This is a genomic window from Oerskovia merdavium (assembly GCF_014836755.1).
Taxonomy (GTDB): Bacteria; Actinomycetota; Actinomycetes; order Actinomycetales; family Cellulomonadaceae; genus Oerskovia; species Oerskovia merdavium.
In genome coordinates, this window is the sequence record NZ_JACSQF010000017.1 from 21,075 (window position 1) to 36,126 (window position 15,052).

Annotated in this window: 13 protein-coding genes, 1 tRNA gene and 1 other RNA gene; 1 reads left to right on the top strand and 14 read right to left on the bottom strand. The window is 71.9% G+C overall.

Going from position 1 to position 15,052, the window contains the following annotated elements; all coding sequences use genetic code 11:
* Positions 1-22: 22 nt before the first annotated feature.
* The 14 genes from H9641_RS15280 to ffs form a co-directional block, all read right to left on the bottom strand.
* Entirely contained in the window at positions 23-1,042 is a 1,020-nt protein-coding gene (locus H9641_RS15280) for a Dyp-type peroxidase (RefSeq protein WP_191805271.1), read from the bottom strand.
* 292 nt (positions 1,043-1,334) lie between these two features.
* Entirely contained in the window at positions 1,335-2,414 is a 1,080-nt protein-coding gene (locus H9641_RS15285; RefSeq protein ID WP_191805273.1) for an aspartate-semialdehyde dehydrogenase, read from the bottom strand.
* Positions 2,415-2,428: 14 nt separating this feature from the next.
* Positions 2,429-3,748 (bottom strand): aspartate kinase, encoded by a 1,320-nt coding sequence (locus tag H9641_RS15290; RefSeq protein WP_191805275.1) that lies wholly within the window; start codon positions 3,746-3,748, stop codon positions 2,429-2,431.
* Between the two features lie 268 nt (positions 3,749-4,016).
* A complete protein-coding gene (locus H9641_RS15295; RefSeq protein WP_191805277.1) occupies positions 4,017-4,712 on the bottom strand; it encodes an HAD family hydrolase in 696 nt (231 codons plus the stop codon).
* Positions 4,713-4,852: 140 nt separating this feature from the next.
* The gene (locus H9641_RS15300; protein WP_191805279.1) at positions 4,853-5,233 is read right to left on the bottom strand and encodes a hypothetical protein; all 381 of its coding nucleotides are present in this window, start codon (positions 5,231-5,233) and stop codon (positions 4,853-4,855) included.
* A 191-nt stretch (positions 5,234-5,424) separates the two neighbouring features.
* Positions 5,425-6,222, bottom strand: a complete 798-nt coding sequence (locus tag H9641_RS15305) for a TSUP family transporter (protein ID WP_191805357.1) — start codon at positions 6,220-6,222, stop codon at positions 5,425-5,427.
* A gap of 134 nt (positions 6,223-6,356) precedes the next feature.
* Positions 6,357-6,932: a DUF5063 domain-containing protein gene (locus tag H9641_RS15310; protein ID WP_191805281.1), complete on the bottom strand. Its 576-nt coding sequence runs from the start codon at positions 6,930-6,932 to the stop codon at positions 6,357-6,359.
* Positions 6,925-7,524 (bottom strand): recombination mediator RecR, encoded by a 600-nt coding sequence (gene recR, locus H9641_RS15315; RefSeq protein WP_191805283.1) that lies wholly within the window; start codon positions 7,522-7,524, stop codon positions 6,925-6,927. The genes H9641_RS15310 and recR overlap by 8 nt, the downstream gene beginning before the upstream one ends.
* A 78-nt stretch (positions 7,525-7,602) precedes the next feature.
* Entirely contained in the window at positions 7,603-8,004 is a 402-nt protein-coding gene (locus H9641_RS15320; RefSeq protein WP_191805285.1) for a VOC family protein, read from the bottom strand.
* A gap of 1 nt (position 8,005) precedes the next feature.
* Positions 8,006-10,906, bottom strand: coding sequence for a DNA polymerase III subunit gamma and tau (locus H9641_RS15325; RefSeq protein ID WP_191805287.1), 2,901 nt, complete (start codon positions 10,904-10,906; stop codon positions 8,006-8,008).
* 103 nt (positions 10,907-11,009) lie between these two features.
* On the bottom strand, positions 11,010-11,672 hold the full coding sequence (locus H9641_RS15330; protein WP_191805289.1) for a methionine ABC transporter permease: 663 nt from the start codon (positions 11,670-11,672) through the stop codon (positions 11,010-11,012).
* Positions 11,669-12,952 carry a methionine ABC transporter ATP-binding protein gene (locus H9641_RS15335; RefSeq protein ID WP_404821956.1) on the bottom strand — a complete coding sequence of 428 codons (1,284 nt, stop codon included), beginning with the start codon at positions 12,950-12,952 and terminating at the stop codon, positions 11,669-11,671. The genes H9641_RS15330 and H9641_RS15335 overlap by 4 nt, the downstream gene beginning before the upstream one ends.
* Before the next feature lie 238 nt (positions 12,953-13,190).
* Positions 13,191-14,084, bottom strand: a complete 894-nt coding sequence (locus tag H9641_RS15340; RefSeq protein ID WP_191805291.1) for a MetQ/NlpA family ABC transporter substrate-binding protein — start codon at positions 14,082-14,084, stop codon at positions 13,191-13,193.
* 573 nt (positions 14,085-14,657) lie between these two features.
* Positions 14,658-14,754: signal recognition particle sRNA small type (gene ffs, locus H9641_RS15345), an RNA gene on the bottom strand.
* A gap of 196 nt (positions 14,755-14,950) precedes the next feature.
* Between ffs and H9641_RS15350 the strand changes: the two genes are divergently transcribed.
* Positions 14,951-15,036, top strand: a tRNA-Ser gene (locus tag H9641_RS15350).
* Positions 15,037-15,052 lie beyond the last annotated feature (16 nt).

Here is a 15,052-nt window from a genome sequence, read left to right on the forward strand (position 1 = left end):
TCGGCGGCGATCGGTCCGTCCCTCACGACCCGACCGCCACCGCCCCGCTCTCGGGCTGCTGCTCGACCTCGCCGTCCGCGAGGCTCTCGAGCAGGTCGAGCGACGGCACGAAGAACAACGACCCCGTCAGGGCCGTGGACACCTCGAGGATCCGGTCGGTGTTTCCCTCGGGCTCGCCGATGAACATGCGGTGCAGCATGAGCTCGGTCACCCCGGGGTCCTTCGCGTACGCGATGTAGTACGTCCCGAACTCGCCCGCGCCCGCGTCGCCGAACGGCATGTTGTCGCGCAGGATCGCGAGCTCCTCGCCGTTCTCGTCCTCGATCACGTTGAGCGCGACGTGCGAGTTGCTGGGCTTGACGTCGTCGTCGAGCTCGATGTCGTCGAGCTTGGTCCGCCCGATCACCTTCTCCTGCTCCTCGGTGCTCAGCCCGTTCCACGCGTCGAGGTCGTGCACGTACTTCTGCACCACGACGTAGCTCCCGCCCACGAAGTCCGGCTCGTCCACGACCAGCGCGGCCTCGGGGGCCGCCCGGCCCGTCGGGTTCTCCGTCCCGTCGACGAAGCCCAGGAGGTCGCGCGAGTCGAAGTACCGGAAGCCCGTGGTCGAGTCCTCGACGACCACCGCGTCTCCCAGCGCACGCATGATCTGGCGGGCCAGCTCGAACGTCAGGTCCGCCCGGTCGGCGCGAAGGTGGAAGAGCACGTCGCCCGGGGTCGACGGGGCCGTGTGGCGTGCGCCGGCCAGCGCCCTGAGCGGGTGCAGGTGCGCGGGACGCGGCGCACCTGCAGGGCGCACGCGGTCCCAGAAGCTCGACCCGAGGCCCACGACGCACGACAGCTCGGCCCGCCCCTGCCGGAACCCGACCGAGCGCACCAGACCGTTGACGTCGGAGGCGACACCGAGCAGCGTCGCGTCCGCCTCAGGGCTCCCCGTGGAGCTCACCACGAGGAACTCCGCCGACGTCGTGAGCTGGTACAGCACGGGCTGCGGCTCGGGGTCCGGTGCAGGGACAGGAGCAGGGAGCTGGGGGTTGGTCACGGGAGGCACCTCCGCGTCGCGCCCGGCGCACGGGAGGCGCGGGTCTCCCCCGAGTCTGTCGGGCGTCAGGCGGTTCGGCGCGCGCAACGGCTCCCGTGCGAGCCGCCGCTGCGGTGAGGGGGGCCGCGAGCCGTCGCAGGGCGTCCCGAGGGGCGGGACGAGGTCCGCACAGCCCGACGGCGCCCGCCCACCGGAAGGTGAGGGGCGCCGTCGGCCACCGCGATGCCTGGTCCGTCTCCGGACCAGCGGGACGGGCGGGAGCCACAGCCCCCGCCCTTCCCGGCAGCACGAGTCAGGCCGAGGCAGCGGCCTTGCTCGTGAGGTCTGCCGCGACCAGCTCCGCGACCTGCACCGCGTTGAGCGCGGCACCCTTGCGGAGGTTGTCGTTCGAGACGAACAGCACCAGGCCGCGACCGCCCGGCACGCTCTGGTCGGTGCGGATGCGGCCCACGAACGACGGGTCGGCACCCGCGGCCTCGAGCGGGTTGGGGACGTCCGAGAGCTCGACGCCCGGGGCCGACGCGAGCAGCTCGCGCGCGCGGTCCGGGGTGATGGCCTGAGCGAACTCGGCGTGGATCGCGAGCGAGTGCCCCGTGAAGACCGGGACGCGCACGCACGTGCCCGCGACCAGGAGGTCGGGAAGGCCCAGGATCTTGCGCGACTCGTTGCGGAGCTTCTTCTCCTCGTCGGTCTCCTCCTCGCCGTCGTCGACGATCGACCCGGCGAGCGGCACCACGTTGAACGCGATGTTGCGCGGGAACTTGTCCGGTGCGGGGAACGTGACCGCGCTGCCCGAGTGCACCAGACCCGTGAGGTCCTGCTCGGCCCCTGCGACCGCCTGGTCGCGGAGCTCGGCCGCGCCGGCCAGTCCCGCTCCCGAGACCGCCTGGTACGTCGCGACGATCAGGCGCTCGAGGCCTGCCTCGTCAGCGAGCGGCTTGAGGACCGGCATCGCGGCCATCGTGGTGCAGTTCGGGTTCGCGATGATGCCCTTGCGCGCCTCGTGGATCGCTTCCGGGTTGACCTCGGACACGACGAGCGGGACGTCCGGGTCCATGCGCCACGCCGAGGAGTTGTCGATCACGACGACGCCCGCGGCGGCATAGCGCTCGGCCTGCGCCTTGGCGGTCGCACCGCCCGCGGAGAACAGGGCGATGTCGAGGCCCGACACGTCGGCCGTGGCCGCGTCCTCGACCACGACGTCCTCGCCCTTCCAGGGCAGCGTGCTGCCCGCGGAGCGGGCCGAGGCGAAGTAGCGGATCTGCGCGACGGGGAAGTCACGCTCCTCGAGCAGACGGCGCATGACGGCGCCGACCTGACCGGTCGCCCCGACGACGCCGACGACGAGGCCGGCAGAGTTCTGGTTGCTCATGGTGCTCTCCTCGCTCAACGGCCGGTGCCGGCGTAGACGACTGCTTCGCTCTCGCCGTCCAGCTCGAACGCGGTGTGGATGGCCCGCACCGCGTCGTCGAGGCTGTCGGCCCGCGTGACGACCGAGATGCGGATCTCGGACGTCGTGATCATCTCGATGTTGATGCCCGCGTCACGCAGCGCACCGAACAGGCGCGCGGACACGCCCGGGCTCGACTTCATGCCTGCACCGATGAGCGAGACCTTGCCGATCTGGTCGTCGTACTGGAGCGACGCGAAACCGATCTCCTCGCGCACGGCGTCCAGGGCCGTGGTCGCGAGCGCGCCGTCGTCCATGGGGAGCGTGAACGAGATGTCGGTCAGGCCCGTGGCCGCGACCGAGACGTTCTGGACGATCATGTCGATGTTCGCGCCGGCACCGGCCACGACCTCGAAGATGCGGGCGGCCGTGCCCGGGACGTCCGGGACGCCCACGACGGTGATCTTGGCCTCGCTGCGGTCGTGCGCGACGCCCGAGATGATCGGATCTTCCATGATGACCTCTGCCTCGTTGTCGGCCGGGTGGCCGGGAGCCTGCTGGGGGACGTTGGGCACGGGGCGCGCGTCGTTCGACACGATGGTCCCCGGCTTCGTCGAGAACGACGAACGGACGTGGATGGGCACGCCGTAGCGGCGCGCGTACTCGACGCAGCGCAGCACCAGGACCTTGGCCCCGCTCGCCGCCATGTCGAGCATCTCCTCGTAGGAGATGCGGTCGATCTTGCGGGCCGTCGGCACGATGCGCGGGTCCGCGGTGAACACGCCGTCGACGTCGGTGTAGATCTCGCACACGTCGGCGCCCAGGCCGGCCGCGAGCGCGACCGCCGTGGTGTCCGAGCCGCCGCGACCGAGGGTCGTCACGTCGTTGGTGCTCTGCGTGACGCCCTGGAACCCGGCGACGATCGCGACCGAGCCCTTCTCGACCGTCTCGCGGATGCGGTGCGGCACGACGTCGACGATGTGCGCCTTGCCGTGCACGGCGTCCGTGATCACGCCGGCCTGCTGGCCCGTGAACGACTTGGCCTTGACGCCGAGGTTGTTGATCGCCATCGCCAGCAACGACATCGAGATGCGCTCACCTGCTGTGAGCAGGATGTCCATCTCGCGCTGGGGGGGAAGGGGGGTGACCTGCTGGGCGAGATCGATGAGCTCGTCCGTCGTGTCACCCATGGCCGAGACCACGACGACCACGTCATGTCCGGCCCGCTTGGTCTCTGCGATGCGCTTCGCCACCCGCTTGATGCTCTCCGCATCAGCTACCGACGAGCCACCATATTTCTGCACGACAAGTGCCACTAGCCTGCTCCGTTACGTCGCCGGCCTCCGTCTCTCTCAACGGCCCGCCGGGTGTTTTACGAGTCGGTCGATGATAGCCCGGGGCCCGTGAGCGGCGGGAGGGGGCTCAGGATGCGGGCGGTCCGGGTCGGTGCCGGTCGCTGACCTGCGGGGATGCTGGCTACCGGGTGCCGAGCACGAGGTTGCAGTCGTTCTGACCCTGAGAACGACCGCAACCTCGTGCTCGGCAGCCGCCGGCAACCACCCGGCCCGACCCGGCGGCTGGGCCTCACCACCCGAGGTACCCCGGCAGCTCGGCGAGAGACACGATGCGCTCGGGCTCGTCGAACGGCCCGCGGCCGTCCCGGTCCAGGTGGACGGCCTGCAGCCCGGCCGCACGGGCGGCCACGACATCGAGGTCGTACCGGTCCCCGACGTGCAGGGCCTCCTCCGGCACGACCCCCAGCGCGGCGCAGACCTGCACATAGCTCGCACGTGCGGGCTTGGCCACTCCCAGCCCCTCGGCCGTGAACACTGACCCGACCCGCCCGTCCAGACCCACGGCGCGAAGCTTGGCGTGCTGCTGGTCCTCGGTCCCGTTGGTCAGGACGGCCAGCGGGACATTCCGGGCCCGCAACGCTGCGAGCATAGGTTCGACGTCGGGGAACGCGGTCCACGACGCCTCGTAGTGCGCGACATAGCCGGCGAAGACCTGATCGAGGCCATCATCGGATCCCCCCTCGAGGCCCGCGAGCGGCAGCACGTCACGGAGCCGACGGCGCCGTTGCTCGGCGAAGTCGATCTCCCCCGCGCGCCAGGCGGAGAAGTGCTCCTCCTCTGCGGCGAACCACGCGTCGACCAGCCCGGCGGTGACCTCGACCCCGAGGCCTGGCAGCCAGGCCGCGAGCGCAGCCCGTGCGGCCCCTTCGTGGTCGAGGAGCGTCCCGTCGAGATCGAGGACGACGGCCTGCGTGCGAAGGTGCATGGTGGCGACCCTAGGTGACCGGGGTGCCGGGCACGAGGTTGTGGTCGTCCTGAGCCCGAGAACGACCGCAACCTCGTTCTCGGCGATCAGCTCCGTTGGTCAGACAGGCAGCCAAGCCGGTGGTCAGGCCGGCGGCCCGGTCAGGTGCGCGCTTTGACCAGCACGAGGTAGGCGTACAGCCCGAGCGCCGCGCACGCCAGAAACAGCAGGAGGAGTCCCCGCCTCCGCGGCCAGGCGACGAGGATCCCGAGCGCGGCAGGCACGGTGACCATCGCCACGAGCCACGCGAACGCCTCGGTGGCAGGCGTGGGATCGCCGAAACAGGCCAGATCCGCTTCGACGAACATCCCCGTCTCGCAGTAGTAGCCGTATCCGTCCATCCCCACGTCGTAGGTGATCATGGCGGGGATCGCCACCAGGACGTACCCCACGAACGCGACGAGCACCCCGGCGATCAGCCGCCCCAGCGCCAGACCCCGGCGCTGAGGCCGGGGTCGGGGTCGCCCGAACGGGCCGGTCACGCCGGAGGGGTCGACACGGACCGGGTCGGGTTCCCCCTCCCCCGCCCGCGCACGAGGTGGGTCGTCGTGCGTGCCAGGCAGATCGAGATCAGGCGAGTAGCCACCCGTCTCCGATCGGACCATACGCCGCGGCCCTGGCCGCGGGGCTCCGTCCGCATCCCCCTCTGGACCGGACCCCGCCCCTCGCACCGTCACTCCCCGAGGCTCGTGACGACGTCGTACCCGAGCTTGCAGATGAGTGCCCCCACGACGACCACGAAGACGACCCGCACGAACCCGCTGCCCTTGGCCACTGCCATGCGCGCCCCGATGTACGCGCCCAGCAGGTTCGCGGCCCCGATCGCGAGCCCCAGCCCCCACAGCACCGCCCCGTACGGGACGAAGAAGATGAGTGCGCCCGCGTTGGTCGCGAAGTTGGCGATCTTCGCGAGCGCCGAGGCGGGCAGGAACGCGTACCCGAGGATGCTCACGAGCGAGATGACGAAGAACGTCCCCGTCCCGGGGCCGAGCAGCCCGTCGTAGAACCCGATCACGAGCCCGATCCCGGCCGCGGCCCACCGGTGCCCGTTGCCTTCCCAGCGCAGGTTCGTCGTGTGCCCGAGCCGGGGCTTGGCGATCGTGTAGACGGCCACCGCGATCAGGACCACGAGGATGATCGGCTTGAACAGCTCGGCGGGGATCTTCGACGCGAGCGCTGCGCCGCCGATCGCGCCGAACAGGGCCGCGATCGCCATGGGCCCCGCGGTCCGCAGGTCGGGGCCCACCCGCCGGTAGTAGGTCGTGGCGCTCACCGAGGTGCCCATGATGCTCGCGAGCTTGTTGGTCGCGAGGGCCTGGACCGGGCTGATGCCCGGCACGAGCAGCAGCGCGGGGAGCTGGACGAGCCCTCCCCCACCGACCACGGCGTCGATCCATCCGGCGGTCAGGCCGGCGAGGACCAGGAGGGAGATCGTCAGGAGGTCGAGCTCGAGACCGCCCGACCCGGGCAGCACGATCCCGTCGCCCGCGGCGAGCGGCGCGTGCGCCACGAGAGGAAGCGTCGCGGCGAGGTCCCAGGTCACACGGCAGTCTTGCACGACGGCGGAGAGGTCACCCGGGTGCTGGCGCCCCGGTGCTCACCCGGTCAGGACTGCAGCGCGTCGTACTCCGCCTCGGCCGCGACGTCGTCCTCGACGTCGAGGCGCAGGTGCGCGAGCACCATCTGCAGGACGCGCAGCGCGCTCGCCGCGCGCTCTCCCCACAGGGACAGGTAGGAGAACTGCCACCACCACAGCGCCTCGAGCTCCTGGCCCGAGTCGTAGTGCTGGAGCCCCTTGGCGAGCGCCTCGGCGATGCACGCGATGTCCCCGGACACGAACGCCTGCCCGACGACGGCGCCCAGCACGGGGTCGACGATCTCCGGGTACTCGTCCAGACCGTCGAGGAGCTGCGCGAGCGCCTCGCGCAGCGGGTCGAGGTCGGTCTCGGGGCCGGCATCGGGCTCGAAGCGCTCGTCCGGGACGACGTCCATCATGGCGCCGAGGCGCGCCCCGGCCGCGAGCATGTCCGACGTGGCGAGCAGCAGGAGCGGGATCGCGGCCTCGGGGGCTGCGCCCGACGCGACCTCCGCCGTGGTGGTCAGGAAGGTGCGGGCCTCGGCGGACACGGACGCGGCGACCGACCGGAGGTCGGACCCCAGTGCCTCGCTGATCTCAACCACTGACGACTCTCCGTCCCTCGAAGGCCCGCCCCAGCGTGACCTCGTCCGCGTACTCCAAGTCTCCACCCACGGGCAGCCCGGACGCGAGGCGGGTGACCCGCAGGCCCATCGGGGACAGCATGCGCGTGAGGTAGGTGGCCGTGGCCTCGCCCTCGACGTTGGGGTCGGTCGCGAGGATGACCTCCTGCACCTCGCCGTCGGCCAGTCGCGTGAGCAGCTCACGGATGCGCAGGTCGTCGGGACCCACGTTGTCCATGGGGTTGATGGCCCCGCCGAGCACGTGGTACTTGCCCCGGAACTCACGCGTGCGCTCGATCGCGACGACGTCCTTGGGCTCCTCGACGACGCAGATCACTGCGGCCGAGCGCCGGGGGTCGAGGCAGATGCGGCACCGCTCGCCCTCAGCCACGTTGCCGCAGACCTCGCAGAAGCGCACGCGCAGCTTGACCTCGGTCAGCGCGTCGGTGAGCCGACGCACGTCCGCGGCGTCGGCTGCGAGGAGGTGGAACGCGATGCGTTGGGCACTCTTGGGGCCGACCCCGGGGAGTCGGCCGAGCTCGTCGATCAGGTCCTGGACCGCGCCTTCATACACGTCCCCAGCCTACGTGGCGCCGCCCACGCTCGGAGCCGCCCCGGAGGCGGCGCGCGGCTGTCGCCCGTGCGGGTCCGCTCAGGTCTCGTCCGCGACGATCTCGACCTCGAAGCCGTCCTCGTTCTCGAGGTAGGCCGCGTAGTGGTCGGGCCCGCCCGCGTACGGGTGGGCGTCGGCGAACATGAGGCTCCACCCGTGCTCGGCAGCGCGGGTCACGAGGTCGTCGACCTCGCTGCGCCGGCCGCCCGTGAACGCCAGGTGGTTGACCCCGGGGCGCATGCGGTCGTGCCCCTTGCCACGGACCGCGGGGCTCGCCTCGAGCACGATGTACGTCGCGCCGCGCAGCCAGCTCTGCCCCGTGGCCCACGTCTGGAAGCGCGTGTAGCCGAGCTCGTCGAGCAGCCACGCCCACGAGCTCTCCGCGGTGTCGAGGTCCTCGACCCAGAGCTCGACGTGGTGGAGCTCACCGCGGGGACTCACGTCAGAGCCCGGTGTCGATGGTCTCGTCGATCACGACGCCGCCCAGGAGCTGCGCGACGAGGGGCGCTCCGACCAGTCCCGACGACGCCAGGTCGGGGTCGTCGTCCGAGGGCGAGTCGTCCTCGATCGAGGTCGTGACGCGGGCCGAGGACTGCCGAGCCTTCTGCTCGGCGGCCTGACGCTCGAGCGTCTGGCGACGTGACTCGCGGACGCCGGGCGGCGGTCCCGCGGGGGCGGGGGTCGGGGCGCTGGGCGCGGCGGGCGCGCGCAGCGTCTGCCGGTTGCCCGACGGCGCCGCTCGCCTCACGTCCACGGGCGGCGGTTCCGGGCCCTCGTCGAAGTCCGCGGGCGGCTCGGTCATGGAGGCTCCCGCGAGCCAGGCCTCGTCGGCCGCGTTGACGACCGGGGGCTCGACCACGGGCGCCTCGGGAGCAGGTACGGGAGGAGCGGTCACGGGAGCCGGGCGTTCCTGGACCGCGACGCTGCTCCGCTGCTCGTGCTGCAAGGCGGCTTCGCCCGTGTGGTGCGGGACACCGGGGCCACTCGCGGTCGTCGGCGCAGCGACGGTGCCCACGGGGTCGGAGGCCGGGGACGGCGCCCCGGAGGACCCGTTCCCGCCCGAGCCCGACGCACCGGACCCGCCGGAGACCTCGTGCGCGGGCACGTCGGCCGGGGCCGACGCTCCTGCGACGGACGGGTCGTCGTGACGTGGAGCCGGGGGCGCGGCAGGCGCCGGCGCGCTCGGCACCGGGCCGCCGCCCTCGTCGAGGCGGGCCTCGACCCGGACCTGGAACCCGAGCGTCTGGTAGACGGCCTCCTGGACCGCCCCCGTGTGCCGGGAGGTGGAGAAGGTCCGCGCGAGGGCCGGCGTCTGGAACGCGAGGTACAGCGTGTCCGACGTGAGCTCGCCGACCTGCGCGTTGGCGCTCACGAGGGACCACGTGACTCGGCTCGTGCTGAGGGTCTGGAGGACCTCGGGCCAGCGACGACGCAGCGCGTCGGTGCTGAGCGCGTCGGCGTGGTTCGAGGCCTGTCCGGGACCGGGCGAAGGCGCTGTGACCTCGGGCTGGGCAGGAGCCTCCCCGGCGGGCGAGACGGGCTCGACGACCGGTGCAGGAGCAGCGGCTGCGCGGGGCGCACCTCGCTCCGGCCCCGCGTCGACGGGCTCCGCGGCGGCGGATTCCGCGCCGAGGGCAGCCGCAGGCGCCGCATCACCTGCGGGCTCGACGAGGCCGGATGCGTGCTCGGCGACCGGTGCCGCGTGGTCCTCGGGGATCTCTGCACCGACTCGCACCGACTCCGCCGGCTCGGCGTGCGCGTCACCGACGGGTACCACGACCGGCCGGTCGTCGGTCGCCGGGGCGACCGCCTCGCTCGAGCGGACGGGCTCGTCCGCCTGAGGGGCGGCCTCGGCTGGCACCGCGACCGCAGGTACGGACGGCACCGCGACCACAGGAGCGGACGGCACCGCGACCACAGGAGCGGTCGGCGCCGCCACAGCAGGCACGGCAGGAACGGGCGGAGCAGCAGGCACACCAGGAGCAGCAGCCCCCTCCCCGCTCTTGCGCGCCTGGAGCGCGGCTCGTGCGGCCGCGGCCCCGCTCAGCCCGTTGGCGGGCGCGACGGGGGTGACGTCCTCCTCGACCCGCGGGCTCCGCGGCGGTGCGGCGACGAGCCCCTCGGGGCCGCCGGACCGCGGTGGGGACGCGACGGGCGCGAGGCCGCCGGTGCCCAGGCCGCCCCGCTCCAACCGGTCGATGCGCGCCGCGAGCCCCGCTGCGCCGTCGTCCACGCCGGGGAGCAGGAGGCGCGCGCACAGGAGCTCGAGGTGCAGGCGCGGCGACGTGGCGCCGCTCATCTCGGTGAGCGCCGCGTTGACCAGGTCTGCCGCACGCGACAGCTCGGCCGCCCCGAGGTTCTGGGCCTGGGCCTTCATGCGTTCGAGCTGGTCGGACGGGACGTCGCGCAGCACCGCGTCCGCGGCACCGCCCGAGACCGAGATGACGATGAGGTCGCGCAGGCGCTCGAGCAGGTCCTCGACGAAGCGGCGCGGCTCGTGCCCCGTGGTGATGATCTGCTCGACGACCCGGAAGATGCTCGCGCCGTCGCGGGCCGCGAGGGCCTCCACGACGTCGTCGAGCAGCGAGGCGTGCGTGAAGCCCAGGAGGTCCACGGCGCGCTCGTAGTCGACGTTCCCGGCCTCGGCGCCCGCGATGAGTTGGTCCATGACGGACAGCGAGTCACGCACCGAGCCGCCGCCCGAGCGCACGACGAGCGGCACGACGCCGGTCCCGATCGTCACGCCCTCCGCAGCGCAGAGCTGCTCGAGGTACGGGCCCAGGACGTCCGGCGGGACCAGGCGGAAGGGGTAGTGGTGCGTGCGCGAGCGGATGGTCCCGATGACCTTGTCCGGCTCCGTGGTCGCGAAGATGAACTTCACGTGGGGCGGCGGCTCCTCGACCAGCTTGAGGAGCGCGTTGAAGCCCTGCGGCGTGACCATGTGGGCCTCGTCGAGGATGAAGATCTTGTACCGGTCCCGGGCGGGCGCGAAGGTCGCGCGCTCCCGGAGCTCACGGGCGTCGTCGACACCGTTGTGCGAGGCCGCGTCGATCTCGATGACGTCGAGGCTGCCCGAGCCGCCACGTGCGAGCTCGATGCACGACGAGCACTCCCCGCAGGGGGTGTCGATGGGCGTCTCCTCGGTGTTGCGCGCACAGTTCAGCGTGCGGGCGAGGATGCGCGCCGAGGTCGTCTTGCCGCAGCCACGAGGGCCCGAGAAGAGGTAGGCGTGGTTCACGCGTCCGCTGCGCAGTGCCTGCCGCAGGGGTCCGGTGACGTGGTCCTGCCCGATGACCTCGGCGAAGGTCTCTGGCCGGTAGCGGCGGTACAGGGCGGTGCTCACCCCGGCAACTCTAGACGGCGTGGCTGACAGCCCGCACAGCGGGTCCCCGGGCGCGCTGCCCGGGGACCCGCCGCGCGCGAGTCGTCCCGCCACGGGCGGTGCGTCAGCGCCTCAGGACCTTGCGCGCGAGCCAGTTGCCGAAGAACTGCACGACCTGCACGATCACGATGATGACGAGGACCGTCACGGCCGTCACGGCCCAGTTGTACCGCTGGTAGCCGTAACGGATCGCGAAGTCGCCGAGGCCGCCACCGCCGATGTAGCCGGCCATGGCCGACATGTCGATCACGGCCACGAAGATGAACGTGTAGCCCAGGATGAGCGGCGCGAGCGCCTCGGGGATGAGCACGGTCCGGATGATCCGCCAGGGCGAGGCACCCATGGCGCGCGCGGCCTCGACCACGCCCGGGTCGATGCTCACGAGGTTCTGCTCGACGATGCGCGAGGTCCCGAAAGCCGTCATGACCGACAGCGGCAGGATGAACGCCTCGGTGCCGATCGTCGTCCCGACGACCGCGAGCGTCACGGGGTAGATCATCGTCAGGAAGATGATGAACGGGATGGGTCGCACGATGTTGACGAGCACGTTGAGGACGTTGAACACCACGGTGTTCGCCAGCAGGTTGCCCTTGCGCGTGCAGTAGAGCGCGAGCCCCAGGACCAGGCCGCCGAGCCCGCCTGCGAGGAGCGCGATCGAGACCATGTAGAGCGTCTCGCCGAGCGAGGACAGCAGGATCGGCCACAGGGTGGACCAGTCGCGGTTCATCGCGCGCCTCCGAACGTGCCGGGCTCGGTGCCGAAGTCACCGGGCTGGGTTCCCTGCGTGCCGGGGCGACCGAGCCCCGAGGTCCCGGTGCTGCCCGTCCCGGGCCACCTCTCGCTCTGCCAGGCGTCGCGCGGGTCCGGTTCGTCGACCCGGCCCGACGGCGGGGCACCGGTCGCGCTGTCCCCCTCGCCCGACTCGTCGCTCGCCCCGGCGACGACGCGCGGGTCGTCGCGCGGGTCGGCGGCGGTCCCGAGGTCGACGACGTCGGTGGTCGTCGCGAGCTCGGTGAGGAACGCCGAGATCGTGGCGTCGTCGCCCGCGAGCTCGAGCGTGAGCGAGCCGAAGGGCCGCTCCCCGATCTCGGAGATCCCGCCGAACACCACGGAGCCGTCGAGCCCGTGCTCGCGCAGGAGCCGGGTCAGGCTCGCACCCGAGGTCCCGTCCTCGTGGACGCCGACCGTCACGAGGCGTCCCGGGTGCCGGCGACGCAGGCGTTCGAGCGCCTCGGGGCCGGGACGGTCGCGCAGCGCCGTCCCGACGAACTTCTTGGTCGCGGTGGCCTGGGGCGAGGAGAACACGTCGTAGACCTCGCCGACCTCGACGACCTTGCCGTGCTCCATGACCGCGACGCGGTGGCAGGTTGAGCGCACGACGTCCATCTCGTGCGTGATGACGACGATCGTCACGCCGAGCTCGGCGTTGACGCGGCGCAGGAGCGCGAGGACGTCGCGCGTCGTCTCGGGGTCGAGGGCGCTCGTCGCCTCGTCCGCGAGCAGGAGCTTGGGCGAGGTGGCGAGCGCGCGCGCGATGCCGACGCGCTGCTTCTGCCCGCCCGAGAGCTGCGACGGGTACGCCCCGGCCTTGTCGGAGAGACCCACGAACTCGAGGAGCTCGGCGACGCGCGCCTCGCGCCGCGGCTTGTCCCAGCCCGCGACCTTGAGCGCGTAGGCCACGTTCCCGGCGACGGTCCGCGAGGACAGCAGGTTGAACTGCTGGAAGATCATGCCGATGCTCGCGCGCACGGGGCGCAGCTCACGCTCGGAGAGTGCGCTCACCTCGTCCCCGTCGACCACGACGCTGCCCGACGTGACGGGCTCGAGCGCGTTGATGAGCCGGACGAGCGTGCTCTTGCCCGCGCCCGAGTAGCCGATGACGCCGAAGATCTCACCCGCCTCGATGTCCAGGGTGACGCCGTCGACGGCCGCCACGGCGGACGAACCGGTCCCGAAGACCTTCGTCACGTCGCGGAAGCGGACCATCGTGTCCGAGGTGGTGCTCACGGAGGAACCTCTCGTGCGGGGGTGGGGCGGCCGGGCTCCTCGTGAGAGCCGTGAGCCGACGTGGTGCGGTGGGGGCTGCGGTCTGGTTGCCGTGCGGCCGACGCGTGCGGACAGCTCCTATCCAACAGGCACCGGGCCTCCCGGGCGAGAGCAGCGTGCGCATCGCCCGGGCGGGAGCGCGCCGGTGCCCGACGACGTCGGGGGACGTCGTCGGGCACCGGTGGCTCACGCCGAGGGGTCAGCCCTGGGCGCGGTAGTTCTCCTCGATCCCCGCGAGGATCTCCTGGAGCTCGGCCGGCGAGTTGTCCTTGATGACCGCGGTGCCGCCCGAGGCCTTCTTCTCTGCGGCGATGACCTCTTCGTTCTGCGAGAGGGCGGCGATCTTCAGGAGCGTCTCGTCGTCCTTGTCCGCAGCGCGGGCGACCCACACGTTGATGTAGGGCTCGGAGGCCGCGGAGTCGGGGTCGTCCTGGAACAGTGCGTCCTCAGGGGCCAGGCCGGCGTCCTCGAGGAAGTCGTTGTTGATGATCGCGCCGTCGACAGACTGGAGCGAGATCGCGGTCTGCGCGGCGTCGACCGGGGTGACCTTGACCTTCGAGGACGGGAGCACGTCGGCCTCGGTCGACAGCGAGCTGCCGCCGTCCTTGAGCTCGATGAGCCCCGCCTCCTGGAGGACGAGGAGCGCGCGGGCGAGGTTGGTCGCGTCGTTCGGGACCGCGATCTCGCCGCCCGCAGGGATGTCCTCGAGCGCCGTGTGCTTGGACGAGTAGAGCGCGAGCGGGTAGACCGCGGTGGCGCCGATGGGCTGGAGGTCGTCGCCGGCCTCGACGTTGTAGCCCGCGAGGAACTGCAGGTGCTGGAACTGGTTGAGGTCGATCTGGTCCTGCGCGAGCGCCGGGTTGGCCTGCTGGTAGTCGCCGAAGTCGACGATCTCGATGTTCAGGCCCTCTTCCTCGGCGACCTTCTCGAACACGGCCCACTTGTCGTCGGCCGCGCCGACCACGCCGATCTTGACGACGTCGTCGGTGCTGCCTGCCGAGGCACCGCTGTCGGTGGGGGTCGTGGCGCACGCTCCGAGCGTGAGGGCTGCGGTGGCCGCGATCGCAGCGAGGGTGAAGTTCTTGCGGAGCATGGTCTGTCCTTCCGGTGACGGCGCCGGCTGTTGTCGCAGGGCGTCCGTGGGGGGCGTCGTGGTGGTGACGGGGGTGACGGGTGGAACGTCCTCCTGCCCGACGGCGGGTCACGGGTCGCGAAGACACGTCACCGGTGGTCGGTGGTCAGGAAGGGAGGTGCGGGGCGCTTCGGCGCGGGCTCCGGTCGTCTCCGGGCTGCACTCGTGGCTGGTGGTGCGGTGCTGGGGTCAGGTCAGCGCTGACAGCACATTCGACCGGCGCCACGCAGGACGGAGCGACACGACATTCGGCAGCAGGAGGCTGCGCGGTGCGTCGTGAGCTCGGTGCTCGTGGGGCGGGTCATGGCTCCATGATGCGCACGCTCGGCGCTCCAAAACCACCGCATCGGTCGATATTCCAGATGCTGGACGGATTTTCGTCCGCATCTTGGTCCGCGGCGCCCACTTTGGGCTGTTTTGCCGCTTTTCAACCACGCCTGTGTGGCACAGGCCACACCCGGCCGTGCGAGGCGAGCGGCGCCGTCGGGAACGCTCGAGCCTCGGTCCGGAACGGACCGCGGCCGGGTCCGGACATGCAAGGACCCCCCGTGCACCCACCAGAGCCCACCTGCCCTTGCTGCCTTCCGGCCCTGGGGGAGTTCAGTGAGATAGTGCCGCACGAGGGGTCTGGACCCAGCCTAGCCCAGGACGGGCGGTCGTCAGAAACCGGCCCCCGGCACATGCCACCCTGCCGTCCGCGGCCCGGCCACGGAACGACCCCAGAACGGCCAGGGATCGAGCGCCGACGGGCCGATTCGGTCGCTGGGCGTCCGTCCGGTATTCTCGACACGCTGCCTGACGCCCCGCGTGGGTCGACGCTGCAGCACGGAGGATTCGCCTAGTGGCCTATGGCGCACGCTTGGAAAGCGTGTTGGGTTAAAAGCCCTCGGGGGTTCGAATCCCCCATCCTCCGCAGACCGAAGGGCCCG